Origin of the sequence: Citrobacter sp. Cm046 (genome assembly GCF_030333065.1) — a bacterium.
GTDB lineage: Bacteria > Pseudomonadota > Gammaproteobacteria > Enterobacterales > Enterobacteriaceae > Citrobacter > Citrobacter murliniae.
Genome location: NZ_JAOWGP010000034.1, coordinates 201,388 through 227,429, shown reverse-complemented (window position 1 = coordinate 227,429; position 26,042 = coordinate 201,388). Strand labels below are relative to the sequence as shown.

The following is a 26,042-nucleotide window of genomic DNA, read 5'->3' as shown; positions in this document are numbered from 1 at the left end:
CCAAATTCGACTTTGAGCTTTAACACTTTTTTTGTGAGAACGCCTGTGTGAAGCGGTTTCCGCGATGTTTGCAGTACAATTAATCATCCATAAATGTTAAATATTGTGTATACAAGCTTTTTTTTTTCATATGCCTGACGGAGTTCACACTTGTAAGTTTTCAACTACGTTGTAGACTTTACATCGCCAGGGGTGCTCGGCTTAAGCCGCAGATATCGGTAGAGTAACTATTGAACTGGTCCCCGGGTGAAGGATTTAACCGTGTTATCTCGTTGGAGATATTCATGGCAAATTTTGGATGATAACGAGGCGCATAAAATGAAAAAGACAGCTATCGCAATTGCAGTGGCACTGGCTGGTTTCGCTACCGTGGCGCAGGCCGCTCCGAAAGATAACACCTGGTACACCGGTGCTAAACTGGGCTGGTCTCAGTTCCATGATATCGGCAACAACCAGATCGACAACAACGGCCCAACCCACGAAAGCCAACTGGGTGCTGGTGCGTTCGGTGGTTATCAGGTTAACCCGTACGTTGGTTTTGAAATGGGTTACGACTGGTTAGGTCGTATGCCGTACAAAGGCAGCGTTCAAAATGGCGCATTCAAAGCTCAGGGCGTTCAGCTGACCGCTAAACTGGGTTACCCAATCACTGACGATCTGGACGTTTACACTCGTCTGGGTGGTATGGTTTGGCGTGCTGATGCTAAAAACAACACTGGCTTCAAAGACCACGACACTGGTGTATCCCCAGTATTCGCTGGCGGCGTAGAGTATGCAATTACTCCTGAAATCGCTACCCGTCTGGAATACCAGTGGACTAACAACATCGGTGACGCGAACACCGTTGGTGGTCGTCCGGATAACGGCCTGCTGAGCGTTGGTGTTTCTTACCGCTTCGGCCAGGGTGAAGTAGCTCCAGTAGTTGCTCCGGCTCCGGCTCCGGCTCCAGAAGTACAGACCAAGCACTTCACCCTGAAGTCTGACGTTCTGTTCAACTTCAACAAAGCAACTCTGAAACCAGAAGGCCAGCAGGCTCTGGATCAGATGTACAGCCAGCTGAGCAACCTGGATCCGAAAGACGGTTCCGTAGTGGTTCTGGGCTTCACTGACCGCATCGGTTCTGACGCTTACAACCAGGGTCTGTCTGAGAAACGTGCTCAGTCCGTTGTTGATTACCTGATCTCTAAAGGTATTCCTTCTGACAAAATCTCCGCACGTGGTATGGGCGAATCCAACCCGGTTACCGGCAACACCTGTGACAACGTGAAAGCTCGCGCTGCACTGATCGACTGCCTGGCTCCGGATCGTCGCGTTGAGATCGAAGTTAAAGGCATCAAAGACGTTGTAACTCAGCCTCAGGCTTAAGTTTTCGTCTTATAAAAAAACCCCGCATAGCGGGGTTTTTTTTATCTGAAGAACACCATTGCTCAACACATTGAAAATGTCATTGCCTACTCTTTTCCCAACAATGCCTGCAAATCCTGTTTCAACGTGGACATTTTGTTGGCGTACTTCTCTTTATGCTCTGCATCCTCAATCAGTTGCACGATCGTTTCTGAAAGCGTTTTGCCGCGCCGTTGCGCAAGTCCGGCTAATCGCTGCCAGACGATGAACTCCAGATCGATAGATTTCTTACGCGTATGCTGATGTTCAGCATTAAAATGCCGTTTACGCCGCGCCCGTATAGTCTGTTTCATACGATTTTGCAGCGCAGAGTTCATGTGTTCATCAATCCAGGCATTGACCCGAACCGGCTCATTCTCGAGGGTTAGCAACAAATCAACGGCTTCTTCGGCAGCGCTGGTTTCCACGTAACGGGTAATCAACTCCCCCTCACGATGCTTCTTCACCAGGTACTTCCATTTCCAGCCGCTTTCAAGGTTTTCAAGTTGTTGATATTTCATTGCGATCTCAATGTTACCGTGTAACTCTTATCAGAATATCAGCTTTTTGGGCATCTGAAGAAAAGAATATCCAGCCTGTGAACTGTCGCGCGTCATCGCATCTGTTTAGCCGTGCTTTCCGCGTGTGCAGTGCTGACGGTTACGGTATAATCTCGTTTTTTACAACAGACTAAAAAACATCAACTTTGACCATTACGAAACTTGCATGGCGTGATCTGGTTCCTGATACCGACAGTTATCAGGAAATATTTGCACAGCCGCACGTCACTGACGAAACCGACACCTTACTCAGTGATACTCAGCCACGTTTACAATTTGCGCTAGAGCAGCTTCTTCAGCACTGGACGACGTCCTCCTTTATGCTGGTGAAAGCGCCGGAAGAGCTTGAGTATCTCAATCTTATTTCATCAGCTGCACGCACATTGCACACGGATGCCGGAAGCTTGACCGGGGGTCACTACGATATCTCTGGCCACACTATTCGTTACCGTGAAGCAGAAAATGCAGAAGACAATTTTGCGACCTTAACTCAGGTAGTAAATGCTGACTGGGTTGAAGCCGAACAACTGTTTGGCTGCCTGCGTCAGTTTAATGGCGAAATTACCCTGCAACCGGGTCTGGTACATAAGGCCAACGGCGGCGTACTGGTTATCTCATTACGCACGCTTCTGGCTCAACCACTGCTGTGGATGCGCCTGAAAGCCATTGTCAGCCACGAGCGCTTTGACTGGGTGGCCTTTGATGAGTCTCGCCCACTTCCTGTCTCCGTTCCTTCTATGCCGCTTAAAATGAAAGTGGTGTTAGTGGGAGAGCGCGAATCACTGGCAGACTTCCAGGAAATGGAGCCGGAACTGGCAGAGCAGGCAATTTATAGCGAGTTTGAAGATAATTTGCAGATAGTGGATGCCGAAACCATGACGCAATGGTGTCAATGGGTGACGCATACCGCCAGACGCAACGCTCTGCCTTACCCCGCCCCTGATGCCTGGCAGGTATTGATCCGTGAAGCTGTTCGCTACACCGGTGAGCAGGATACTTTGCCGCTTAACCCACTGTGGATCATCCGACAGCTTAAGGAAGTAGCTCCTTTATGCGATGGGGATACTTGCAACGCCGAACAGTTCAGCCTGATGCTTGCACAGCGTGAATGGCGCGAAGGTTTTCTCGCCGAACGTATGCAGGATGAGATCCTGCAAGAGCAGATCCTTATCGAGACTGAAGGTGAGCGTATTGGTCAAATCAATGCCCTGTCAGTGATTGAATTTCCGGGTCATCCACGCGCATTTGGTGAACCTTCACGTATCAGTTGCGTCGTTCATATTGGCGATGGCGAATTTACTGATATCGAGCGTAAAGCCGAGCTTGGCGGAAATATTCATGCTAAAGGCATGATGATAATGCAGGCTTTCCTGATGTCGGAGCTGCAGCTTGAACAGCAGATCCCGTTTTCTGCCTCACTGACTTTCGAGCAATCGTACAGCGAAGTGGATGGCGACAGTGCATCAATGGCAGAACTGTGCGCGCTGATCAGCGCTCTCGCAGATGTGCCTGTAAATCAAAGCATTGCGATCACCGGCTCTGTTGATCAGTTTGGTCGCGCACAGCCTGTCGGTGGCCTGAATGAGAAAATTGAGGGCTTCTTTACTATCTGCCAGCAGCGTGAATTAACCGGTACTCAGGGTGTCATTATTCCTTCAGCCAACGTCAGGCACCTGAGTCTACAACCAGCTCTGCTACAGGCCGTTGAAGAAGAGAAATTCACTATTTGGGCGGTGGACGACGTGACCGATGCGCTGCCGCTTTTGTTAAATCTTGTGTGGGATGGTGAAGGCCAGACAACGCTGATGCAAACTATCCAGGAGCGCATTGCCACGGCAACGCAACAGGAAGGTCGTCATCGTTTCCCCTGGCCGCTACGTTGGCTGAATGCATTTATTCCGAACTGATCGGACTTGTTCAGCGTACACGTGTTAGCTATCCTGCGTGCTTCAATAAAATAAGGCTTACAGAGAACATGGTAGATAAACGCGAATCCTATACAAAAGAAGACCTTCTTGCCTCTGGTCGCGGTGAGCTGTTTGGCGCAAAAGGCCCACAACTGCCTGCACCAAGCATGCTGATGATGGACCGTGTCGTCAAGATGACCGAAACCGGTGGTAACTTCGACAAAGGTTATGTTGAAGCTGAACTGGATATCAACCCGGACCTGTGGTTCTTCGGATGCCACTTTATCGGCGATCCGGTGATGCCAGGCTGCCTGGGTCTGGACGCTATGTGGCAATTGGTTGGATTCTATCTCGGCTGGTTGGGCGGCGAAGGTAAAGGCCGTGCACTGGGCGTAGGCGAAGTGAAGTTTACTGGCCAGGTTCTGCCGACCGCGAAGAAAGTCACTTACCGCATCCACTTCAAACGCATCGTTAACCGTCGTCTGATCATGGGCCTGGCTGATGGTGAAGTGCTGGTTGATGGCCGTCTGATCTACACGGCTAATGATCTGAAAGTAGGTCTTTTCCAGGATACTTCTGCGTTCTGATTCAGGACTGCGTAGACTGTCTGATAGCGACGTTATTACGTTTTATCGGGCCTACAAAAAGGCGAAACCTCCGCGTGCGGAGGTTTCTTTTATCTAAAGAGACAGAATCAGGCCATTAACACCCTATCCCCCATGGCTTCTCGCCAGCCTCCCAGCCAGTATGACCTTTGATTCAGCGTCTGATAGGGACACATTTCTTTTGAGCGTCCGGCAATGCCGGCCTGATAACCACGTTGATGTGCCCGTTCCAGGCGATCTCGTTTTTGTCTCTTCATGCCTCGTTTCCCTCATTTTTAGGTCTGGTGGAAAAGAAAACAGTGATTACTAAGTATGCAATCACACTAAACGAATACCCCGAAACATCATGCCCGTCAATGCGCAAAATTCACGCCAGTGTCATATTTGTGAGCTAGCTGGTAAATCATTTGTACAAAAATTTGCTGTCAGAACAGCTATCTCAACCGCTAAAAAAATAAAAAAAACCGCCCCGGGCACTAAACCAGAGGCGGTAAAATTTACAATTATTTAAACTTAAGGGATCCTTTTCAGCTCCTGAGCGATAGCCGTCGCTTCCTGGCTCCAGGCAGCAGCCAGAACCTTCACCATCTCATCATAGCCATCCTGAGTCTGTACGGCTTCGATGTGGAACGGACGCTTGATCAGCTGTCCCTGATGGTTCAGCAGCCATTCGCCGCTCACTATCACCTTCCCGTCATAGCGGCCATGGAAGCCTGTCACCGTCACATTAAGCGTGTCCTGTGTGCTTCCCAGAGGCTGAGAAGCAACAACCCATCCCGGCAACTGCATACTGAGGTTGGCGACAAGCGTATTGCGCAATTGCTGATCTAACGGACTGGCCCAAAGATTACTGTTGGCAATGACGTACTTAACATCGCTGGTCTGGTACACAACCCCATTTCCCGCCAGATAATCCGGCACCGCTACCTGCTCAACCCACAGCAGACGGTTCCCCTGATTGGCCGTACTCTGCACACCGCCCTGCGCAATGGGAAGCTGGTAATAGCTTTTATTTTCTCCACTGGAGCTGCATGACGTCAGCCAGACCGCCATCATCACCACTAGCCACTTTTTCATTGTTTCGCCCTCTTCGGCTCTGGATCTTTTTTATCCTTCGCTTCAAATACCAGCGCATTGCTCTTATCGTTCAGCGTTTTCAGCACCGGCTGCAGTTCACGCAGAACCTGATCAAGACGTTGCATATCTGCCACCATCTTGTTGTAGGCCGCGGAACCAGGCTGGAAGCCTTGCATACTACGATTAAGCTCGCGCAGCGTGTTCTGCATATCCGCCGGAAGCTGCTGCATCGACTGGCTACCGGTTATCTTATTCATGTTATCCAGCGTGGTTTGCAAATGCTTCATCGTACGCTGGCTTTCCGTCAGTGTACTGGTCGCCTGCTCAATCATCGGGTTCAACGGCAGATTGTTTATCTTATCCAGCGCTTCCATTAAACGCTGTTGGATTTGCGCCAGGCCACCGCTAACAGTCGGGATAATTTGATAACCATTAAACTCACGCACACCCGTAATCGGCGGATCTTTCGGATAGAAGTCGAGATCGACATACAGAGCCCCCGTTACCAGGTTCCCTGTCTTCAACGATCCTCTTAATCCACGTTTGAGCAATTCAGCCAGATGGGCACCGACATCAGTATCTTCACCTAACTGCGCTTTCAGGCGTTCAGGCTCAATACGTACCAGCACCGGAATGCGGTAATCATCGTTGAAGACCTGGCGCATATTCGGTGCAAAGAAAGGCACTTTGCTTACTGTACCAAGGCGAATACCTCGGAACTCAAGCGGTGCTCCTGGTTGCAACCCACGAATCGAATCCTTAAAGAACATCAGGTAATCGATATGGTCTGTGTACAGGGAATCCTGAATACTTTTTTGATCATCATAGAGAGTAAATGAGGCCTGCTGCGCAACCGGCTGGCCTTGCTCTAGTCCTTCCGGTACATCAAAACTGACTCCGCCGCCAAACAACGTGGTAAGAGAACCCATTTCCACACGCATGCCTGCCGAGGTGAGATCCACTGCAATTCCGCTGTCTTTCCAGAAGCGTACGTTGCTTGTCACCAGGCGATCGTTTGGTGCATTGATGAAAAGCTGATAGCTGATCGTACGTTTTTGCGCATCAAACATACTGGTCTCAACCGACCCCACGCGATATCCCCGGAACAGTACCGGATCGCCAGGGCTTAACTGGCCGGCTTTTTTACTGTCGAGGATCACACGGATCCCCTTCGCATCTGGTGGTGCCAGCGGAGGAGAGTCCAACAGTTGATAGTTTTCCAGTCTGCTACCTTTATTCCCGGGTTGCAGTTCAATATAAGCCCCGGATAACAACGTACCTAAACCGCTGATGCCTTCACGTCCCACCTGTGGCTTCACCACCCAAAAGACTGAATCTTTATGCAGCAGCTTTTCCATACCAGAATTGAGGCGGGCTTTAATCTCTACATGAGTTAAATCATCTGTCAGCGTCGCGCTCTCAACCACGCCGACGTCAACGCTGCGGCTTTTAATCGTTGTCTTACCACCTTCGATACCTTCAGCATTGGTCGTGATCAACGTGACTTCCGGCCCCTGATGACTGTAATGATAAAACAGCACCCATGCGCCGATGAGCGCAGTGACGATCGGAAATATCCATACGGGTGACCAGTTCTTCACCTTCTGCACTTTGGCTTCCCCACTTTTAGATTCCATGCTGTCAGGACTCCTCATGATCTGGTTCTGGTTCACGGTCCCACGACAGACGTGGATCGAACGTCATCGCAGAAAACATTGTCATAATGACGACTAAAGCAAACATCAAAGCACCCATTGCAGGATAAATGTTCATCAACCCTCCCATGCGCACCAGCGCAGAGAGTACCGCAATAACAAAGACATCAATCATTGACCAGCGGCCAACAAACTCTACGACCTCATAAATGAAATGCATCCGCTCACTGTCACGTTTACCATGCCCTTTCGCATCCCAACACAACCAGGCAATAGCGATCATTTTTAACGTTGGCACCAGAATACTGGCGATAAATATTACCGCAGCCACCGGGTATGAACCTTCGCTCCAGATTAAAACAACACCCTCAATAATCGTTGACGGCAGCTTTGACCCTAACAAATCGGTGATCATGATCGGCAAAATATTGGCTGGAAGGTAAAGCATGATCGACGTGAACAATAACGCCAGCGTCCACTGTAGGCTGTTTTTACGTCGAACGTAGCCTTTTGTCTGACAGCGGGGGCAGACATGTTCATCAGCAGGAAGAATAGCCGTGCAGCAGGAACATGAACGTAACCCCTGTCGAATACCGGGAACGCCAGGCTTTAAAACTTGCTTAATAACCGGCATGGGTGCGATATCATCCCAAAGCCAGCGACGATCGACACACTGAAATGCGCGTAGTTGCAAAATACAAAAGAAGCACCACGGAATGAAGCTGCTGCCCACGCCAATATCGCCATAGGCCATCAACTTAACAAAGCTGACTAACACCCCTGCAAGAAAGATTTCCGCCATTCCCCAGCTTTTTAACTGGAACAAGACACGTGCTAACCGGGCTTTAAGCCGGCCAGGCATCTGAACCCGATTCACCAGCAGCAAGATGGTCAGCAAGCAAAAAGCGGGAACCAGTTGAACGAATAATAAAAAGAAAGTCCCGAGGCTGGCATAGTTCTCTGAAAAGAGAACGCTGGGGATCTCCAGCAGCGTCACTTCACTTCTCACCCCTGCTACGTTCATGTTTACAAAGGGAAAGAGGTTGGATAAAAGCAGCATAAAAAGCGCCGCTAAAACATAGGCAGTGGGACGCTGTCTTGGCGCGTCCCACTCAACGGTTAACGTAGTGCCACATCGTGGACATGCCGCTTTCTGACCATGCGTAAGGCTAGGTAACGCCACCAGCATGTCACACTGCGAGCATAATATATGCTTCGCGGCATGGTGATGTTCGCACATATGTGCTCCTTTAATTATGCGCCATTCTTCAAAGACTCAAGATACTCCCAGCGCTCAAAGGCTTGCTCAAGTTCTTGTTCCGCTTCGCTCAGGTTAGCGAGTACCTGTTGCGTTTGCTCATGCGGCTGGCTGAAAAAGTCAGCGTCAGCAACCTGAGCCTGTAACGTTTCCAGTTTAGCTTCCAGCTCTTCAAGCAATACGGGGAGCTGCTCCAGTTCGCGCTGTAGTTTATAGCTTAGTTTGCTAGTCGTGCGTTTTACAATTTCTGCTTTAGGGGCAGCAACTTCCTCTGTTTTTTTCGCTACAGGCTGTTTAAACGCCACATATTGTGTCTGCTGACCACGCGCATCATGGTAACCGCCCACATAACGACCAATTTTGCCGCCGCCTTCGAAGATCCAACACTCGGTTACCGTGTTATCGACAAACTGACGATCGTGACTCACCAGCAGAACGGTGCCCTGATAGCCGTCAATCAGTTCTTCAAGCAGTTCCAGAGTTTCGACGTCGAGATCGTTAGTTGGTTCATCGAGGATCAGAAGGTTACTGGGCTTCAAAAACAGACGCGCCAGCAGCAGACGATTTCGTTCTCCGCCGGAAAGAGCACGCACAGGTGTCATCGCACGTTTCGGATGGAACAGGAAGTCCTGAAGATAGCCCAGAACATGACGCGGCTTACCATTAACCATGACTTCTTGCTTACCTTCAGCAAGGTTATCCATTACGGTTTTATCGGGATCGAGTTCCGCACGATGTTGATCGAAATAAGCAACTTCCAGTTTTGTCCCGACATGAATACGACCGCTGTCTGCCTGAAGCTGACCTAACATCAGCTTGAGCAGCGTCGTTTTACCGCAGCCGTTAGGTCCAATTAAGGCAATCTTGTCGCTACGTTGCACCTGCGCGGAGAAGTCTTTCACCAGCTGTTTACCCTCAACCTGGTAATCAACATTCTCCATCTCGAAGACAATCTTGCCTGAGCGGCTCGCCTCTTCAACCTGCATCTTCGCCGTGCCCATCACTTCTCGGCGTTCGCCACGTTCCCTACGCATTGCCTTCAGCGCACGGACGCGACCTTCATTACGGGTACGACGCGCTTTAATACCCTGGCGGATCCAGACTTCTTCCTGTGCCAGTTTGCGATCAAACTCCGCATTCTGTAACTCTTCTACTCGCAGCGCTTCTTCTTTATCCAGCAGATATTGATCATAATCCCCCGGATATGACACCAGCTTGCCGCGATCGAGATCGACGATACGCGTTGCCATATTGCGAATAAACGAACGGTCGTGGGAAATGAAAATAATTGTTCCGTTGAAGGTTTTCAGGAACCCTTCCAGCCAGTCAATGGTTTCAATATCCAGGTGGTTTGTCGGTTCATCCAGCAACAATACGCGCGGATTGCTGACTAACGCCCGGCCCAGCGCCGCTTTACGCAGCCAGCCGCCAGAGAGCGATGCCAGCTCCATGTCTGGCTCCAACCCAAGCTGCTCCAGTACTTCATTAATGCGGTTTTCCAACTGCCACAGATTGTGATGATCCAGTAGTTCCTGAACCTTCGCCAGTTCCTGCAGGTTTTTATCGCTCGGATCGGTGATCACCAAATGCGAGATATCGTGGTAACGCTTGAGGTAAACCGCTTGTTCTGCAATCCCTTCAGCGACGAAATCGTAGACACTACCCTGCACGTTACGCGGCGGATCCTGTTGCAGACGCGCCACAACCAAATCCTGCTCATAAATGATACGTCCGTCGTCAAGACCCTGCTCACGGTTAAGGATCTTCATCAGCGTCGACTTGCCTGCGCCGTTACGGCCAACCAGGCAGACGCGTTCGTTATCCTCGATATGCAGTTCTGCATTATCAAGAAGCGGTGCATCGCTAAACGACAGCCATGCACCATGCATACTGATTAATGACATTTACTTTTCCTTTCAGGCTGAGGTGATCAGCCAGCAGTTGTGGATCTGACGGTTACGGGCAAAGTCCTGAGAAAGCGTTTTTTGGGTAATTTCTTGTGCTTTCAGCCCCAGCTCGGCCAGCCCATCAAGATCCATACGGAACCCACGTTTGTTGTTGGAGAACATGATCGTGCCGTCTTTACGCAGCAGACGTTTCAGATCTTTCATCAGCGCCAGATGATCGCGCTGCACGTCAAACGAGTCTTCCATACGTTTAGAGTTAGAGAACGTCGGTGGATCGATGAAGATTAGATCAAACTGTTCATTGGCTTCACGTAACCAGCCCAGGCAGTCGGCCTGAATTAAGCGGTGTGCACGACCACTCAGCCCGTTGAGTCGCAGGTTGCGTTCCGCCCACTCCAGATAGGTGCGTGACATATCTACCGTTGTGGTGCTACGTGCACCGCCTAATCCCGCATGTATGCTGGCGCTGCCGGTATAAGAGAACAGATTGAGGAAATCTTTACCCTTGCTCATCTGGCCCAGCATGCGGCGTGCAATACGGTGATCGAGGAACAGACCGGTATCAAGATAGTCGGTCAGGTTAACCCACAGGCGCGCGTTGTACTCGCTAACCTCAATGAATTCACCCTTTTCATTCATCTTCTGATACTGGTTTTTCCCTTTTTGCCGTTCACGGGTTTTCAGCACCAGTTTGTTTGGTGCGATCTCCAACACCGACAGCGTGGCGGCAATGATGTCGAACAGACGCTGGCGCGCTTTCTGCGCATCAACCGTCTTCGGCGGCGCATATTCCTGAACCACTACCCAGTCACCGTAGCGATCTACCGCAACATTGTATTCCGGCAGATCGGCGTCATACAGGCGATAGCACTCAATCCCCTCCTGGCGCGCCCACTTTTCCAGCTTCTTAATATTCTTACGCAGACGGTTAGCATAGTCTTCTGCCACCGTTGCAGGTTTGCTCTCCGCTGTCGTTTCCGCAACGTGATAGTTTTTCTGTACACAATCCAGCGGACCATTTTTCGCTTTGAACTGCTTATCAGCACGAAGCTGCAGGCTGCTGAGCAAATCCGGGGAGGCGCTGAACAACGACAGGTTCCAGCCGCCAAACTGGTTTTTCATCGTGCGTCCCAGCAGGCTGTGCAACGCGATCAGCGCCGGTTCGCTATCCAGACGTTCACCGTATGGCGGGTTGCTGATAACCGTACCATACGGCCCTTTCGGCAGCGGATTACTCAGTTTAGCCACATCTTTGACATCAAAAGTCATCAGCTCGCCAATACCGGCGCGACGGGCGTTACTGCGCGCTTTTTCAATGACGCGAGCATCGCTATCGGATCCATAGAAATGCGACGTATAGTCCGCCAGTCCTTTACGCGCACGAACCTGTGCTTCAGCTTTAACCTCTTGCCAGACAGCTTCATCATGTTGTGCCCAGCCGCTAAAACCCCAGTAGCCACGATGCAGGCCAGGTGCACGATCGGTTGCCCACATCGCCGCTTCAATCAGCAACGTACCGGAACCACACATTGGATCGAGTAACGGTGTCCCCGGCTGCCAGCCAGAACGCATAACAATCGCGGCAGCCAGCGTCTCTTTGATTGGTGCCTGCCCTGCACGCTCACGGTAGCCGCGCTGGTGCAGACCATCACCGCTCAGATCAAGCGCAATACTGGCGGTATCTTTATTCAACCAGACGTTGATACGTAGATCAGGAGATTCGCGATCCACATTCGGTCGCGGGAGATTTTTTCGGGTAAAGGCATCGACAATCGCATCTTTTACTTTCATCGCGCCGTACTGGCTGTTGCGAATCGTATCGTTCAGGCCGCTAAAGTGAACTGCGAATGTAGCCCCCGGATTAAATATCTCTGTCCAGTCGATTGCCTGAACACCGAGGTACAGATCAAGATCGCTGTAGACCTTGCACTCTCCCATCGGCAGGATAATGCGCGAGGCCAGGCGGCTCCACATCAGGCTCTGGTAAACAAGCCGCGTGTCGCCCTTAAAATGGACCCCACCCTGAACTACCTGACACTCCACGGCGCCGAGGTTTTCCAGTTCAGTTTTTAACAGCTCTTCCAGCCCACGGGCCGTACTGGCAAACAGAGAATTCATAATGTCACATTTACTCCAGGAAAATTGCTGCGCATTATAGCCAATCTCACGCGCATGTCATAAAGTTGAAGGCTTATTTTCGTTCGAGGGACTTTACAGTGGTAACGTTAACCCGACTTTTTATTCATCCGGTTAAATCAATGCGCGGCATTGGGCTTACACACGCCCTGGCAGACGTTAGCGGTCTGGCCTTTGATCGCATATTTATGATTACCGAACCTGACGGAACGTTCATCACCGCCCGACAGTTCCCACAGATGGTACGCTTCACCCCCTCACCTTTGCATGACGGGCTGCATCTCACAGCTCCAGACGGCAGTAGCGCACTGGTTCGTTTTGCCGACTTCGCCACGCAGGATGCACCAACGGAAGTCTGGGGAAACCATTTTACCGCGCGTATCGCACCGGTGGAGATCAACCAGTGGCTCAGCGGCTTTTTCTCCCGCGAAGTACAATTGCGTTGGGTTGGTCCGCATCTGACGCGTCGGGTAAAACGCCACGCTGGCGTGCCTTTATCTTTCGCCGATGGTTTTCCTTATCTCCTGACTAATGAAGCATCACTGCGTGACGTACAACAGCGCTGCCCGGCAAGCGTCAAGATGGAGCAGTTTCGCCCCAATCTCGTAGTCTTGGGAGCCGCGGCATGGGAAGAAGATACCTGGAAGGTTATACGCATTGGCGACGTTATCTTTGACGTCGTCAAACCCTGCAGCCGTTGTATTTTTACCACCGTCAGCCCAGAAAAAGGTCAGAAGCACCCGTCTGGTGAACCGCTGGCTACACTGCAAACTTTCCGTACTGCGCCAGATAACGGCGACGTCGATTTCGGTCAAAACCTCATTGCCCGTAACAGCGGCGTGATCCGTGTTGGCGATGAAGTCGAAATCCTGGCAACCGCCCCAGCTAAAGTCTATGGCGCGGCAGAATCTGACGATACCGTACCGGAAAAACAGTCTCCTGATGCAACACTACTTATTGACTGGCAGGGACAAACCTTTCGCGGAAACAATCAGCAGGTATTACTTGAGCAACTGGAAAACCAGGGGATCCGTGTACCCTATTCATGTCGGGCGGGGATTTGCGGATGCTGTCGAATTCGACTGGTAGAAGGTGAAGTCAGCCCGCTGAAAAAAACAGCAATTGGTGATGACGGGACGATTCTTTGCTGCAGTTGTGTGCCGAAAACGGCAATCAGGCTGGAGAGTTAAACCGCCTGCTCCAGGCTGAAACTGTCGGCAGGGATCTGCGGTTTCAGTCTGTCGTTCATAATTTTGATGGCGTCACCGAGTTGCATCGTGCGTCCGGCAATAACGACTCCAGGCTGTGCGAGCAGACAAAGCGCGGCATTTTCACCAGGTTCAACCACTAACAAATTCACCTGTTCTTCGGTATCACTTAACCAGACACAGGCAGCATCTCCCACGGTCGGAGACCAGTTAAGGGTATGCGCTACAAAGTGCCAGCTTTTTGGCATCTGCGGTTTGAGATAACGAATAGCCACCAGCGCATTAAGCACCAGTTCAGCTTTTTGTTCTTTGGCTAAATCCAGGTAACGGCATTTTTCTTCAAAAGAAAAATAAAGTGCGGCATCATCAACACAAAAACCGGACGGAGAAAATGCATCAGGGGTGAGCATTTTGCGAGCAAAACGCGAGCGAAATAACATGCCATTGGCTAAATCGAGCATCATACGATCGTGCTCTTCATCATAATACCAGCGCCAGTTATCGTCAGGTTTAATTCGCATCAGTTTCTCTCCTTTCCTTAATCATCGCCGTCGCGGTAGTATCCTTTTTCCGCTTCGTTAATTGCCCTAATAATAAAAGCCTAAAATGTTTAAATAAGCAACAGTAAAGGAATATAAAACAACCAGGACTAGAAATAAAGCCCTGGTTGTCTGATTAAGGCAAAGTTCAGATATTGGTGACGATTTCTTTAATCAACGGCGGACCTTTAAAAATAAAGCCGGAATAAATCTGAACCAGCGAAGCACCCGCTGCTATTTTCTCACGCGCAGCAATAACGGAGTCGATACCGCCCACACCGATAATTGGCAGTTGCCCTTTTAATTCACGAGACAACATGCGAATAATTTCCGTACTTTTTAATTGCAGCGGTCGACCACTCAACCCACCCATTTGATCGCAATTTTTCATTCCCTGAACCAGAGAACGATCGAGTGTTGTGTTAGTGGCAATAACGCCATCGATATTATGGCGAACTAAACTATCAGCCACCTGGATCAGTTCTTCCTCAGAAAGATCCGGCGCGATCTTTACCGCCACTGGAACATATTTATGATGGATCGCTTGCAGATCGTTTTGTTTATTTTTAATTGCCGTCAGCAAATCATCCAGCGCTTCGCCGTATTGCAGCGTGCGTAATCCTGGGGTATTTGGCGAGGAAATATTCACCGCAATATAACCAGCATAAGCATAGACTTTTTCCATACAAATCAGATAGTCATCTTTGCCATTCTCTACCGGGGTATCTTTATTCTTACCAATATTAATCCCCAGAATACCGTCAAAATGCGATTTCTTAACGTTCTCCACCAGGTTATCAACACCCAGATTATTAAACCCCATACGGTTGATCAGACCTTCTGCATCCACCAGACGGAAAAGGCGCGGCTTATCGTTACCCGGTTGAGGTCGTGGCGTCACGGTGCCTATCTCAATCGAGCCGAATCCCATTGCGCCAAGTGCATCAATGCACTCCCCGTCCTTATCCAACCCGGCTGCCAGGCCAAGCGGATTTTTAAACGTCAGCCCCATACAGGTAACCGGCTTTGCGGGTACTTTCTGACGGACAAGCGCTTCAAGCGGCGTGCCCGTAATGCGACGTAATTGCTGGAATGTAAATTCATGAGCGCGCTCAGGATCGAGCTGAAAAAGGGCTTTACGAACGAAGGGGTAGTACATGAACTCTCCTGGATTCCCGGTGTGCAAACCGGGGGCGTATTATGTGCGATCGCGAGCAAAAAGGGAATTGACCTGTGGCAATAAATAGCAAACGTTTCCCTCCCGAGGTTCGTTTTATGCATTTTTCAGCTTTTCTATTCCGTATAAATCATTTCGATAAACAAAATCTCTCTGCCAGACTGCACAAATTGTTATCAATGTTAAATAAAAGCGAACAATTAGTTATAAGGAGAGTTTATAAATTATGCGCGTTATCACCCTGGCGGGAAGCCCACGCTTTCCCTCTCGCTCCAGTGCCTTACTGGAATATGCACGAGAAAAACTGAACGGGCAGGATGTCGATGTTTACCACTGGAACCTTCACAATTTTGAGCCAGAAGATCTGATCTATGCACGCTTTGACAGCCCAGCCCTGAAGGCGTTTATCGAACAGTTAAAAGATGCTGACGGACTGATTGTTGCCACTCCTGTATATAAAGCCGCTTACTCTGGCGCTCTGAAAACGTTGCTCGACCTGCTTCCTGAACGCGCGCTGGAAGGAAAAGTTGTTCTGCCATTGGCGACCGGCGGCACAGTTGCACATCTGTTGGCTGTCGATTACGCGCTGAAACCGGTGCTGAGCGCACTCAAAGCCCAGGAGATCCTGCACGGCGTTTTTGCCGACGATTCGCAGATCATCGATTATCAACATAAGCCGCAGTTTACGCCAAACCTGCAATTGCGCCTGGACAGCGCGCTCGACACTTTCTGGCTGGCGTTGCATCGCCGCGATGTGCAACTTCCACCGTTGAACGCTCTGCGAGGTGCGGCCCATGTTTAATTTACTAAAGCGTCACACTTCGTGGCTGGCGCTGAGCGGACTGCTTTCTCTGTCAACACTGGCTCACGCCGCAGACGCGGCGCCAGACGTACTGCGTATCGGCTATCAGAAAAGTAGCATCAGCATGGTGCTGGCAAAAAACCATCAGCTACTGGAAAAACGCTATCCGCAGACGAAAATCTCCTGGGTAGAATTTCCAGCCGGCCCGCAAATGCTGGAAGCATTGAATATCGGCAGCATCGATCTGGGCAGCACCGGTGATATTCCGCCGATCTTTGCCCAGGCTGCCGGAGCCGACCTGGTCTACGTGGGCGTCGAACCCGCCAAGCCGAAAGCCGAAGTCATTCTGGTGCCGAAAAATAGCCCAATTCAAACCGTTGCAGAACTGAAAGGACACAAAGTCGCCTTCCAGAAAGGCTCAAGTTCACACAATCTACTGCTCCGTGCCCTGCAACAGGCCGGGCTGAAATTTACCGACATTCAAGCTACTTATCTGACGCCCGCTGACGCCCGTGCCGCCTTCGAACAGGGAAACGTTGATGCCTGGGCTATCTGGGATCCGTACTACTCCGCAGCCTTGCTGCAAGGTGACGTTCGCGTGCTGAAAGACGGTACCGACCTCAAGCAGACCGGTTCTTTTTATCTCGCCGCACGTCCTTATGCCGAGAAAAATGGCGCTTTTATCCTCGGCGTCCTCGACACCTTTAGCCAGGCCGATGCCTTAACGCTCAGCCAACGTCAGCAGAGCATCACGCTGCTGGCTAAAACCATTGGGCTGCCAGAACCGGTTATTGCCTCCTGGCTGGATCATCGCCCACCAACCACCATTACGCCCGTCAGTACCACAGTCGCCGCATTACAGCAGCAAACCGCCGATCTGTTTTATGACAACCGTCTGGTACCGAAAAAAATCGATATTCGCCAACGCATCTGGCAACCCACTCAGCAGGCAGGAGCAAAATTATGAGTCTGAATATGTTTTGGTTTTTACCTACACACGGTGATGGGCACTATCTGGGGACAGAAGAAGGTTCACGTCCGGTCGATCACAGTTATCTGCAACAAATCGCGCAAACTGCCGATCGTCTGGGTTTTACCGGCGTACTGATCCCAACTGGTCGCTCATGCGAAGATGCCTGGTTGGTCGCCGCCTCAATGATCCCGGTTACGCAGCGGTTAAAATTTCTGGTCGCTCTGCGTCCAAGCGTGACGTCGCCAACGGTTGCCGCTCGCCAGGCCGCAACGCTTGACCGACTGTCTAATGGTCGGGCGCTGTTTAACCTGGTTACAGGTAGTGATCCGCAAGAGCTGGCGGGTGATGGTGTTTTTCTCGATCACACTGAGCGTTATGAAGCCTCTGCTGAGTTCACTCGGGTATGGCGACGTCTGTTGCAGGGCGAAACCGTGGATTTCAACGGCAAACATATTCACGTTCGCGGGGCGAAGCTCTTTTTTCCACCGATACAACAACCTCATCCTCCACTTTACTTTGGCGGTTCTTCCGATGTGGCACAGGATCTTGCCGCTGAACAGGTCGATCTCTACCTGACATGGGGTGAACCGCCTGAACTGGTGAAGGAGAAAATTGAACAGGTCCGGGAAAAAGCAGCGGCACAGGGACGCAAGATCCGTTTCGGTATTCGCCTGCATGTGATTGTACGTGAAACCACTGAAGAGGCGTGGCAGGCGGCAGATCGTCTGATAGCCCATCTTGATGATGAAACTATTGCAAAAGCTCAGGCTGCGTTCTTGAGAACGGACTCTGTCGGCCAGCATCGAATGGCGGCATTGCACAACGGTAAGCGCGACAAACTGGAAATTAGCCCAAATCTGTGGGCTGGCGTAGGTCTGGTGCGTGGAGGCGCAGGCACGGCGCTGGTTGGTGACGGTCCCACAGTTGCAGCACGTATTAACGAGTATGCCGCACTGGGTATCGACAGTTTTGTCTTATCCGGGTATCCGCACCTGGAGGAAGCCTGGAGAGTCGGTGAACTGCTGTTCCCGCATCTGGATGTTGCGATCCCGGAAATACCGCAACCCCAGCACCTGCATCAACAAGGCGAAGCGGTAGCTAATGAATTTATCCCGCGTAAAGCCGCTCAAAGCTAAGGAGTATGCTGATGGCAACGCCGAAAAATACATGGCTGCTGCGTCTTGCCCCCTGGTTTTTACCAGTAAGTCTGGTGACGCTCTGGCAATTGGCATCCTCAATGGGCTGGCTGTCCACCCGTATTCTGCCCTCTCCAGAGGGTGTTATAGAGGCCTTCTGGACGCTCTCATCCAGCGGTGAACTTTGGCAGCATCTGGCGATCAGCTCCTGGCGGGCGCTGATCGGGTTTTCAATCGGTGGATCCATTGGACTGACGCTGGGGCTGATAAGTGGTTTATCCCGCTGGGGCGAACGCCTGCTGGATACCTCCGTACAGATGCTGCGTAATGTGCCACACCTGGCGCTGATCCCACTGGTGATTTTGTGGTTCGGTATAGATGAATCCGCCAAGATCTTTCTCGTCGCGTTGGGTACCCTGTTCCCGATTTACATTAACACCTGGCACGGGATCCGCAATATCGATCGCGGGCTGGTGGAGATGGCTCGCAGCTATGGTTTATCCGGCGTTTCACTTTTTATTCATGTCATCTTACCCGGTGCCCTGCCCTCAATTATGGTCGGTGTGCGTTTTTCCCTCGGGCTGATGTGGCTAACGCTGATCGTGGCAGAAACAATTTCCGCTAATGCCGGAATTGGCTATCTGGCGATGAACGCCCGCGAATTTTTGCAAACGGATGTGGTGGTGGTGGCGATCATTCTTTACGCCCTGCTTGGCAAACTTGCCGACGTCAGCGCGCAATTGCTGGAGCGTATCTGGCTACGCTGGAACCCGGCTTACCACGTGAAGGAGGCTACAGTATGAATACTGCTCGTTTAAATCAGGGAACGCCGCTTTTGCTAAGCGCCGTGACGAAACGCTACGCCGGGAATACGGTACTGAATCAGTTAGATTTGCATATTCCCGCAGGGCAATTTGTTGCGGTAGTCGGTCGCAGCGGCGGTGGAAAAAGTACTTTATTGCGACTGCTTGCTGGGCTGGAATCGCCCACCGCAGGTGAGTTACTTGCCGGAATCACTCCACTGGCTGATATTCAGGATGACACCCGAATGATGTTTCAGGATGCCCGCCTGCTGCCGTGGAAATCCGTGATCGATAACGTGGGTCTGGGCCTCAAAGGTAACTGGCGAGATGCTGCCTGCAAGGCACTAACCGCAGTAGGGCTGGAAAACAGGGCGACAGAGTGGCCTGCTGCTCTTTCTGGTGGACAAAAACAGCGCGTCGCACTGGCGCGTGCATTGATACACCGGCCCGGCCTACTGCTGCTCGACGAACCGCTCGGTGCGCTGGATGCATTAACCCGCCTCGAAATGCAGGATCTGATTGTTTCGTTGTGGCAGGAACACGGATTTACCGTTTTGCTGGTGACGCATGATGTCAGCGAGGCTGTAGCAATGGCCGATCGCGTGTTGCTGATTGAAGACGGGAAAATCGGACTGGATCTGACTGTAGATATTCCGCGTCCGCGTCGGCTGGGGTCGGTACGATTAGCCGAGCTTGAAGCGGAGGTATTGAATCGGGTCATGCAACGCGGATATACGGAGCAGCCGGTTCGTCGACACGGCTGATAATGCCGGATGGTGATGCAACCATCCGGCAAAATTATCAGGCTAACGCTTTGGTGATCTTCTCGAACAGGTCGCCAGAGAGATTCTCCAGTCCTTTCAACTGTTCCAGTGCCGCTCGCATCTTCGCCTGTCGTTTTGCATCATAACGTTTTAAACGAATCAGCGGTTCAATCAGACGAGAGGCAACCTGTGGATTTCGGCTGTTCAGCTCGGTCAGCATGTCGACCAGGAACTGATAACCGCTGCCATCTTCTGCATGGAATGCCGCCGGGTTGCTGCCCGCGAAAGCGCCAATCAAAGAACGGATACGGTTTGGGTTGCTCATGCTAAAGGAGCGATGCTGCAACAGGCCACGTACCGTTCCCAGCACATTGTCCGCCGGGCTGGTGGATTGCAGGATAAACCATTTATCCATTACCAGGCCGTCATGATGCCACTTGTCGTCATACTCCTGCATCAATGCATCACGGCACGGCAACTGCGCTGCTACTGCTGCAGACAGAGCCGCCAGCGAATCAGTCATATTATTGGCTTCGCGGTACTGCTTACTAACCAGGGTATCCGCCAGATGGGTTTCACCAAAAGCCAGGAAGCGCAGGCAGGCATTGCGCAGAGTGCGCTTACCAATATCGGCATGTTCAACACGGTATTCATCAAGATGATTGGCGTTATAAATTGCCAGGAATTCATCTGCCAGTTCGGCTGCCAGCGTACGGGTTAGCGCCTCACGTACTTCCGTAATCGCCACTGGATCGATAATCTCAAACAGCTCAGCAATTTCATTCACCGAAGGTAGCGTCAGGATCTCTGCCGCCAGAGCCGGATCGATTTTCTCATCCAGCAGAATCGCGCGGAATGCGTCGGCAACATGTACCGGCAGCGACAATGGCTGTCCCTGCTGATGACGGGCAACGTTCAGCTTAATGTACGTCGCCAGCAGGCTTTGCGCTGCGTCCCAACGAGAGAAATCGTTGCGTGCGTGACGCATCAGGAACGTCAACTGCTGATCGCTCCATTTATATTCCAGCTTCACCGGTGCGGAGAATTCGCACAGCAGTGCCGGAACTGGCTGGAAGTAGACATTATCAAAGACGAATGTTTGCTCAGCCTGCGTGACGTTGAGCACCGAATTCACCGGGTGCCCGCCTTTTTGCAATGGGATCACTTTACCTTCGTTGTCGTACAACTCAATGGCAAAAGGAATGTGCAATGGCTGCTTTTCCGCCTGATCCGGCGTAGCTGGCGTACGTTGACTGATAGTCAGCGTGTACTGCTCTTTTGTTGGATTATAGTCATCACGCACTGTCACAATGGGCGTTCCGGACTGGCTGTACCAGCGGCGGAAATGTGAGAGATCGACATTTGAGGCATCTTCCATCGCCTGAACAAAATCGTCACAGGTCGCGGCGCTACCGTCATGGCGTTCGAAATAGAGTTGCATCCCTTTCTGGAAATTAGCCTCACCCAGCAAGGTGTGGATCATGCGAATCACTTCTGCACCCTTTTCGTACACCGTCAGGGTATAGAAGTTGTTCATTTCGATAACCATGTCCGGGCGGATAGGATGCGCCATCGGGCTGGCATCTTCGGCAAACTGCAGACCACGCATGGTACGCACATTGCTGATGCGATTGACCGCACGGGAACCCAGATCGGAGCTGAACTCCTGATCGCGGAACACGGTTAAACCTTCTTTCAGGCTTAACTGGAACCAGTCGCGGCAGGTCACGCGATTGCCAGTCCAGTTGTGGAAATATTCATGGCCAATGACGCGCTCAATATCGAGGTAGTCTTTGTCGGTGGCGGTATCAGTACGCGCCAGAACATATTTGGAGTTAAAGATGTTCAGACCTTTATTCTCCATCGCGCCCATATTGAAGAAGTCCACTGCGACAATCATGTAGATGTCGAGGTCATACTCCAGGCCAAAACGCTCCTCATCCCATTTCATGGAGTTTTTCAGGGAGGTCATTGCCCACGGTGCGCGGTCCAGATTGCCGCGATCGACGTACAATTCCAGCGCCACGTCACGCCCGGAACGGGTCGTAAAGGTGTCGCTCAGCACGTCAAAATCACCGGCTACCAGCGCGAACAGATAACACGGTTTCGGGAACGGATCCTGCCACTGGACCCAGTGACGACCGTTATCCAGCTCACCCTGAGCAATACGGTTTCCGTTAGAAAGCAGGAAAGGATATTTGGTTTTATCAGCGATGATCTTAGTGGTAAACCGCGCCAGCACGTCCGGACGGTCAAGATACCAGGTAATGTGACGGAAACCTTCCGCTTCACACTGTGTACAAAGTGCATCGCCGGACTGATACAGCCCTTCCAGCGCGGTATTTGTCGCCGGGCTGATCTCATTTACGATACACAGGGTAAAACGTTCCGGCAGGTGACTAATGACCAGAGCACCCTCTTCTTCTTTATACTCTGTCCACGGCACATCGTTCACGTGGATTGACACCAGGGTCAAGTCTTCGCCATTCAGGCGAAGAGGAGCATCAGACGCACCATGGCGGACAGCCTGGCTCAGTGCTGTGACCACGGTTTTTTCAGCATCCAGGTCAAAGGTCAAGTCAATATCAGTAATCTGGTAATCCGGTGCACGATAGTCGTGACGGTATTTGGCTTGTGGCTGTTGTGTCATAAAAAACCTTTAGCATCTTTTGTAGAGTCTCGGCTTCAGTCTATTCCTGTTGCGTAAATCGCGCTACGCAGAATGTTTATCTTTTCAGGCACAAACACCCTTTTTGCTACATTTTAATAACACGAGGCACAAAATGCCCTCGACCAGAAAGAGCGCTTATGGTGTGATCGGGGTTCAATAAATCGCTAAACAGGGTATACTCCAGCGGTTTTCTTAGTTGTTTATTGTACTAAACGCTCCCGTGAGAGGATGCTACTGCGCACCTATGACACAATTCGCTTCTCCTGTTCTGCACTCGCTGCTGGATACAGACGCTTATAAGTTGCATATGCAGCAAGCCGTTTTTCACCACTACTATGATGTACAAGTAGCGGCTGAATTTCGTTGCCGTGGCGATGACCTGCTCGGTATTTATGCCGATACTATTCGAGAGCAGGTGAATGCTATGCAGCACCTGCGACTTCAGGAGGACGAGTACCAGTGGCTCTCCGGCCTGCCCTTCTTTAAAGCTGACTACCTTACCTGGTTACGCGATTTCCGCTACAACCCGGAACAAGTCTGCGTCACCAACGATAATGGTAAGTTGAATATCCGCTTAACCGGCCCGTGGCGTGAAGTGATCATGTGGGAAGTCCCTCTGCTCGCGGTCATCAGCGAACTGGTGCACCGTTACCGTTCGCCAGAATCTGGCGTACCGCAGGCACTGGATGAGCTGGAAGGCAAACTAGTCGAATTCTCTGCTTTAACGAAAGATATCGATATGTCCCGCTTCCATCTGATGGATTTCGGCACGCGTCGTCGTTTTTCTCGTGAAGTACAGCAGGCAATTGTTGAACGTCTCCAGCAGGAACCGTGGTTTGTTGGCACCAGTAACTACGATCTTGCCCGTCGTCTGTCATTAACGCCGATGGGAACCCAGGCGCATGAATGGTTCCAGGCGCATCAGCAAATCAGCCCCGAACTGGCTACCAGCCAGCGCGTTGCGCTTGCTGCATGGCTTAATGAATACCCCGACCAACTCGGCATCGCTCTGACCGACTGCATTACCATGGACGCGTTTTTACGCGACTTTGGCGTTGAGTTTGCTACCCGCTATCAGGGCTTACGCCATGACTCAGGCGATCCGGTGGAATGGGGTGAAAAAGCCATCGCGCATTACGAGAAACTGGGGATTGATCCGCTCAGCAAAACGCTGGTGTTCTCAGATAATCTCGACTTGAAGAAAGCGATTGAACTCTATCGTCACTTCTCTTCTCGCGTACAATTGAGTTTTGGCATCGGGACGCGCTTAACCTGCAACATCCCCCAGGTTAAGCCGCTGAATATTGTAATCAAGCTGGTTGAATGCAACGGTAAGCCGGTGGCAAAGTTATCTGACAGTCCGGGTAAAACAATCTGCCACGATAAAGCATTTGTCCGCGCATTGCGCAAAGCCTTTGACCTTCCACATATCAAAAAAGCCAGTTAATCCCTTCAGGGAGTCGTTTCGACTCCCTTTTAACGTTTATTTCTGAAATCTTTCACTCCAGCTACGAATTCTGCTTGTCTGATTGCAGATGCCAGGTAACATAGGTATCCCCCCCATTACGGGTGGACATGTGTTTATATATCCGACTATTAACAGAGAGAATATTATGAGCGTTGTGCCTGTAGCCGACGTACTCCAGGGCCGCGTAGCCGTTGACAGCGAAGTCACCGTGCGCGGATGGGTACGTACCCGCCGAGATTCAAAAGCTGGCATCTCCTTCCTCGCCGTTTATGACGGTTCCTGCTTTGATCCTGTACAGGCCGTCATCAATAATTCTCTGCCCAATTACAATCAGGACGTATTACGCCTGACGACGGGTTGTTCAGTTATCGTAACGGGTAAAGTCGTTGCGTCACCGGGACAGGGACAGAGCTTTGAAATTCAGGCCACTGAGGTTGAAGTAGCTGGCTGGGTTGAAGATCCTGATACCTATCCAATGGCAGCAAAGCGTCACAGCATTGAGTATCTGCGTGAAGTGGCTCACATGCGTCCTCGTACCAACATGATTGGTGCTGTCGCGCGTGTACGTCATACGCTGGCGCAAGCGCTGCATCGCTTTTTCCATGAGCAGGGTTTCTTTTGGGTCTCCACGCCGCTGATCACTGCCTCCGATACCGAAGGTGCTGGTGAAATGTTCCGCGTGTCTACGCTGGATCTGGAAAACCTGCCGCGTAACGATCAGGGCAAAGTCGATTTCGACAAAGATTTCTTTGGTAAAGAAGCTTTCCTGACTGTTTCCGGTCAGTTGAACGGCGAAACCTACGCCTGCGCCCTGTCCAAAATTTATACATTTGGACCAACTTTCCGTGCAGAAAACTCCAACACCAGCCGCCACCTGGCAGAGTTCTGGATGCTGGAGCCGGAAGTGGCTTTCGCCGATCTGAACGATGTAGCAGGACTGGCTGAAGCCATGCTGAAGTACGCGTTCAAGGCCGTACTGGAAGAACGTGCAGATGATATGAAATTCTTCGCAGAACGTGTCGACAAAGACGCGGTTTCACGTCTGGAGCGTTTCATTGAGGCAGATTTTGCGCAGGTTGATTACACCGATGCGGTGAGCATCCTCGAAAAATGCGGCAAAAAGTTCGAGAACCCGGTTTACTGGGGGGTGGACTTATCTTCCGAGCATGAACGTTACCTCGCCGAAGAGCACTTTAAAGCACCGGTGGTCGTTAAAAACTACCCGAAAGACATTAAAGCGTTTTACATGCGCCTTAACGAAGACGGTAAAACCGTTGCTGCGATGGACGTACTGGCACCAGGAATCGGTGAAATCATCGGTGGTTCTCAGCGTGAAGAGCGTCTGGACGTGCTTGATGCCCGTATGCTGGAGATGGGACTGAACAAAGAAGATTACTGGTGGTATCGCGATCTGCGTCGTTATGGCACCGTTCCGCATTCCGGTTTCGGTCTGGGCTTTGAGCGTCTAATCGCTTATGTCACTGGCGTACAAAACGTCCGTGATGTTATCCCGTTCCCGCGTACTCCGCGTAACGCCAGCTTCTAATCCAGAATTTTTAAACCTATAAGGCCAGCAATGCTGGCCTTTTTTATATTCAGACTCGCATTACTCCTTAAACACAATCCCAAAACTCTCCCATCCTGTTACTTAATATTTCCTTGCAACATATTTGCACAAAAAATAATCACTGATTTTATTGTGGATTAGCATTTTCTGATTATATAGCACATTTTTTAACCAACTACATGGCATTCTGGACGTCTATAAATAGTCAAGTGTAAAAATGGATCTTTCTCATATGACACAGGGAAAATGCCATTAGCAAAATTAAGTATAAGGAAATCATATAAATAGAAATAAACGGAGCAATTTTAAGCACAGAGACAGCCGAAATTTGAAGTCGTTCACAAAGTTGCACAAAAATAACATTTAGTTACACATTTTTTCTTTTTGAAACTAAATCTTTATATTTGTAGCACTTTGACGGTAGCGGAACGGTAGTTTGAATGGAA

At 50.8% G+C, this 26,042-nt stretch carries 21 protein-coding genes; 11 read left to right on the top strand and 10 right to left on the bottom strand.

The window, feature by feature from the left end; all coding sequences use genetic code 11:
- Positions 1 to 318 precede the first annotated feature (318 nt).
- On the top strand, positions 319 to 1,365 hold the full coding sequence (ompA, locus tag OGX98_RS05855; protein ID WP_286594956.1) for a porin OmpA: 1,047 nt from the start codon (positions 319 to 321) through the stop codon (positions 1,363 to 1,365).
- A gap of 86 nt (positions 1,366 to 1,451) precedes the next feature.
- Here ompA and matP read toward each other — a convergent pair whose 3' ends face one another.
- Complete coding sequence (matP, locus tag OGX98_RS05850; protein WP_045441349.1) at positions 1,452 to 1,904, bottom strand: macrodomain Ter protein MatP; 453 nt, start codon at positions 1,902 to 1,904, stop codon at positions 1,452 to 1,454.
- A 185-nt stretch (positions 1,905 to 2,089) separates the two neighbouring features.
- Here matP and OGX98_RS05845 point away from each other — a divergent pair, with 185 nt between their 5' ends.
- Both OGX98_RS05845 and fabA read left to right on the top strand, forming a co-directional pair.
- The gene (locus OGX98_RS05845; RefSeq protein ID WP_045441348.1) at positions 2,090 to 3,850 is read left to right on the top strand and encodes an AAA family ATPase; all 1,761 of its coding nucleotides are present in this window, start codon (positions 2,090 to 2,092) and stop codon (positions 3,848 to 3,850) included.
- Between the two features lie 68 nt (positions 3,851 to 3,918).
- Positions 3,919 to 4,437 (top strand): bifunctional 3-hydroxydecanoyl-ACP dehydratase/trans-2-decenoyl-ACP isomerase, encoded by a 519-nt coding sequence (fabA, locus tag OGX98_RS05840; protein ID WP_010429339.1) that lies wholly within the window; start codon positions 3,919 to 3,921, stop codon positions 4,435 to 4,437.
- Positions 4,438 to 4,544: 107 nt separating this feature from the next.
- Here fabA and rmf read toward each other — a convergent pair whose 3' ends face one another.
- The 6 genes from rmf to rlmKL form a co-directional block, all read right to left on the bottom strand.
- Positions 4,545 to 4,712 (bottom strand): ribosome modulation factor, encoded by a 168-nt coding sequence (gene rmf / locus OGX98_RS05835; protein ID WP_003035871.1) that lies wholly within the window; start codon positions 4,710 to 4,712, stop codon positions 4,545 to 4,547.
- 256 nt (positions 4,713 to 4,968) lie between these two features.
- Positions 4,969 to 5,532, bottom strand: a complete 564-nt coding sequence (gene pqiC / locus OGX98_RS05830; RefSeq protein ID WP_048221746.1) for a membrane integrity-associated transporter subunit PqiC — start codon at positions 5,530 to 5,532, stop codon at positions 4,969 to 4,971.
- On the bottom strand, positions 5,529 to 7,169 hold the full coding sequence (gene pqiB, locus OGX98_RS05825; RefSeq protein ID WP_045441346.1) for an intermembrane transport protein PqiB: 1,641 nt from the start codon (positions 7,167 to 7,169) through the stop codon (positions 5,529 to 5,531). The genes pqiC and pqiB overlap by 4 nt, the downstream gene beginning before the upstream one ends.
- A 4-nt stretch (positions 7,170 to 7,173) precedes the next feature.
- A complete protein-coding gene (gene pqiA / locus OGX98_RS05820) occupies positions 7,174 to 8,427 on the bottom strand; it encodes a membrane integrity-associated transporter subunit PqiA (protein ID WP_045441345.1) in 1,254 nt (417 codons plus the stop codon).
- Between the two features lie 14 nt (positions 8,428 to 8,441).
- The gene (locus OGX98_RS05815; protein ID WP_045441344.1) at positions 8,442 to 10,349 is read right to left on the bottom strand and encodes an ABC transporter ATP-binding protein; all 1,908 of its coding nucleotides are present in this window, start codon (positions 10,347 to 10,349) and stop codon (positions 8,442 to 8,444) included.
- A gap of 12 nt (positions 10,350 to 10,361) precedes the next feature.
- Positions 10,362 to 12,470, bottom strand: coding sequence for a bifunctional 23S rRNA (guanine(2069)-N(7))-methyltransferase RlmK/23S rRNA (guanine(2445)-N(2))-methyltransferase RlmL (gene rlmKL / locus OGX98_RS05810; RefSeq protein ID WP_286594955.1), 2,109 nt, complete (start codon positions 12,468 to 12,470; stop codon positions 10,362 to 10,364).
- A 98-nt stretch (positions 12,471 to 12,568) separates the two neighbouring features.
- Between rlmKL and OGX98_RS05805 the strand changes: the two genes are divergently transcribed.
- Entirely contained in the window at positions 12,569 to 13,678 is a 1,110-nt protein-coding gene (locus tag OGX98_RS05805; protein WP_286594954.1) for a YcbX family protein, read from the top strand.
- On the opposite strand, the gene zapC is transcribed toward OGX98_RS05805, so the two are convergent.
- On the bottom strand, positions 13,675 to 14,217 hold the full coding sequence (zapC, locus tag OGX98_RS05800; RefSeq protein ID WP_045441341.1) for a cell division protein ZapC: 543 nt from the start codon (positions 14,215 to 14,217) through the stop codon (positions 13,675 to 13,677). The two genes, OGX98_RS05805 and zapC, sit on opposite strands and share 4 nt — an antisense overlap.
- 166 nt (positions 14,218 to 14,383) lie before the next feature.
- Positions 14,384 to 15,394 carry a quinone-dependent dihydroorotate dehydrogenase gene (pyrD, locus tag OGX98_RS05795; protein WP_045441340.1) on the bottom strand — a complete coding sequence of 337 codons (1,011 nt, stop codon included), beginning with the start codon at positions 15,392 to 15,394 and terminating at the stop codon, positions 14,384 to 14,386.
- A gap of 244 nt (positions 15,395 to 15,638) precedes the next feature.
- Between pyrD and ssuE the strand changes: the two genes are divergently transcribed.
- Genes ssuE through ssuB form a run of 5 tightly spaced genes read left to right on the top strand, consistent with a single transcriptional unit; the run spans position 15,639 to position 19,890 of the window.
- Positions 15,639 to 16,214 carry an NADPH-dependent FMN reductase gene (gene ssuE, locus OGX98_RS05790; RefSeq protein ID WP_045441339.1) on the top strand — a complete coding sequence of 192 codons (576 nt, stop codon included), beginning with the start codon at positions 15,639 to 15,641 and terminating at the stop codon, positions 16,212 to 16,214.
- Positions 16,207 to 17,181: a sulfonate ABC transporter substrate-binding protein gene (locus OGX98_RS05785; RefSeq protein ID WP_045441338.1), complete on the top strand. Its 975-nt coding sequence runs from the start codon at positions 16,207 to 16,209 to the stop codon at positions 17,179 to 17,181. Before ssuE ends, OGX98_RS05785 begins: the two co-directional genes overlap by 8 nt.
- Positions 17,178 to 18,323 carry an FMNH2-dependent alkanesulfonate monooxygenase gene (gene ssuD / locus OGX98_RS05780; RefSeq protein ID WP_045441337.1) on the top strand — a complete coding sequence of 382 codons (1,146 nt, stop codon included), beginning with the start codon at positions 17,178 to 17,180 and terminating at the stop codon, positions 18,321 to 18,323. Before OGX98_RS05785 ends, ssuD begins: the two co-directional genes overlap by 4 nt.
- 11 nt (positions 18,324 to 18,334) lie before the next feature.
- Complete coding sequence (gene ssuC / locus OGX98_RS05775; RefSeq protein ID WP_200013113.1) at positions 18,335 to 19,126, top strand: aliphatic sulfonate ABC transporter permease SsuC; 792 nt, start codon at positions 18,335 to 18,337, stop codon at positions 19,124 to 19,126.
- The gene (gene ssuB / locus OGX98_RS05770; RefSeq protein WP_045441335.1) at positions 19,123 to 19,890 is read left to right on the top strand and encodes an aliphatic sulfonates ABC transporter ATP-binding protein; all 768 of its coding nucleotides are present in this window, start codon (positions 19,123 to 19,125) and stop codon (positions 19,888 to 19,890) included. The genes ssuC and ssuB overlap by 4 nt, the downstream gene beginning before the upstream one ends.
- Positions 19,891 to 19,927: 37 nt before the next feature.
- On the opposite strand, the gene pepN is transcribed toward ssuB, so the two are convergent.
- A complete protein-coding gene (gene pepN / locus OGX98_RS05765; protein WP_286594953.1) occupies positions 19,928 to 22,540 on the bottom strand; it encodes an aminopeptidase N in 2,613 nt (870 codons plus the stop codon).
- A gap of 265 nt (positions 22,541 to 22,805) precedes the next feature.
- Here pepN and pncB point away from each other — a divergent pair, with 265 nt between their 5' ends.
- Both pncB and asnS read left to right on the top strand, forming a co-directional pair.
- Positions 22,806 to 24,008 carry a nicotinate phosphoribosyltransferase gene (gene pncB / locus OGX98_RS05760; protein WP_200013115.1) on the top strand — a complete coding sequence of 401 codons (1,203 nt, stop codon included), beginning with the start codon at positions 22,806 to 22,808 and terminating at the stop codon, positions 24,006 to 24,008.
- A gap of 166 nt (positions 24,009 to 24,174) precedes the next feature.
- Positions 24,175 to 25,575, top strand: coding sequence for an asparagine--tRNA ligase (asnS, locus tag OGX98_RS05755; RefSeq protein ID WP_048221751.1), 1,401 nt, complete (start codon positions 24,175 to 24,177; stop codon positions 25,573 to 25,575).
- Positions 25,576 to 26,042: the final 467 nt, after the last annotated feature.

Excerpts from the sequence above, each read along its gene's own strand:
- pepN (WP_286594953.1), bottom strand. The coding sequence starts at position 22,540 with ATGACACAACAGCCACAAGCCAAATACCGTCACGACTATCGTGCACCG.
- zapC (WP_045441341.1), bottom strand. The coding sequence starts at position 14,217 with ATGCGAATTAAACCTGACGATAACTGGCGCTGGTATTATGATGAAGAG.
- OGX98_RS05785 (WP_045441338.1), top strand. The coding sequence starts at position 16,207 with ATGTTTAATTTACTAAAGCGTCACACTTCGTGGCTGGCGCTGAGCGGA.
- ssuE (WP_045441339.1), top strand. The coding sequence starts at position 15,639 with ATGCGCGTTATCACCCTGGCGGGAAGCCCACGCTTTCCCTCTCGCTCC.
- rlmKL (WP_286594955.1), bottom strand. The coding sequence starts at position 12,470 with ATGAATTCTCTGTTTGCCAGTACGGCCCGTGGGCTGGAAGAGCTGTTA.
- pqiA (WP_045441345.1), bottom strand. The coding sequence starts at position 8,427 with ATGTGCGAACATCACCATGCCGCGAAGCATATATTATGCTCGCAGTGT.
- pqiC (WP_048221746.1), bottom strand. The coding sequence starts at position 5,532 with ATGAAAAAGTGGCTAGTGGTGATGATGGCGGTCTGGCTGACGTCATGC.
- pqiB (WP_045441346.1), bottom strand. The coding sequence starts at position 7,169 with ATGGAATCTAAAAGTGGGGAAGCCAAAGTGCAGAAGGTGAAGAACTGG.
- ompA (WP_286594956.1), top strand. The coding sequence starts at position 319 with ATGAAAAAGACAGCTATCGCAATTGCAGTGGCACTGGCTGGTTTCGCT.
- asnS (WP_048221751.1), top strand. The coding sequence starts at position 24,175 with ATGAGCGTTGTGCCTGTAGCCGACGTACTCCAGGGCCGCGTAGCCGTT.
- fabA (WP_010429339.1), top strand. The coding sequence starts at position 3,919 with ATGGTAGATAAACGCGAATCCTATACAAAAGAAGACCTTCTTGCCTCT.
- matP (WP_045441349.1), bottom strand. The coding sequence starts at position 1,904 with ATGAAATATCAACAACTTGAAAACCTTGAAAGCGGCTGGAAATGGAAG.
- rmf (WP_003035871.1), bottom strand. The coding sequence starts at position 4,712 with ATGAAGAGACAAAAACGAGATCGCCTGGAACGGGCACATCAACGTGGT.
- OGX98_RS05815 (WP_045441344.1), bottom strand. The coding sequence starts at position 10,349 with ATGTCATTAATCAGTATGCATGGTGCATGGCTGTCGTTTAGCGATGCA.
- ssuB (WP_045441335.1), top strand. The coding sequence starts at position 19,123 with ATGAATACTGCTCGTTTAAATCAGGGAACGCCGCTTTTGCTAAGCGCC.
- ssuD (WP_045441337.1), top strand. The coding sequence starts at position 17,178 with ATGAGTCTGAATATGTTTTGGTTTTTACCTACACACGGTGATGGGCAC.
- pncB (WP_200013115.1), top strand. The coding sequence starts at position 22,806 with ATGACACAATTCGCTTCTCCTGTTCTGCACTCGCTGCTGGATACAGAC.
- pyrD (WP_045441340.1), bottom strand. The coding sequence starts at position 15,394 with ATGTACTACCCCTTCGTTCGTAAAGCCCTTTTTCAGCTCGATCCTGAG.
- ssuC (WP_200013113.1), top strand. The coding sequence starts at position 18,335 with ATGGCAACGCCGAAAAATACATGGCTGCTGCGTCTTGCCCCCTGGTTT.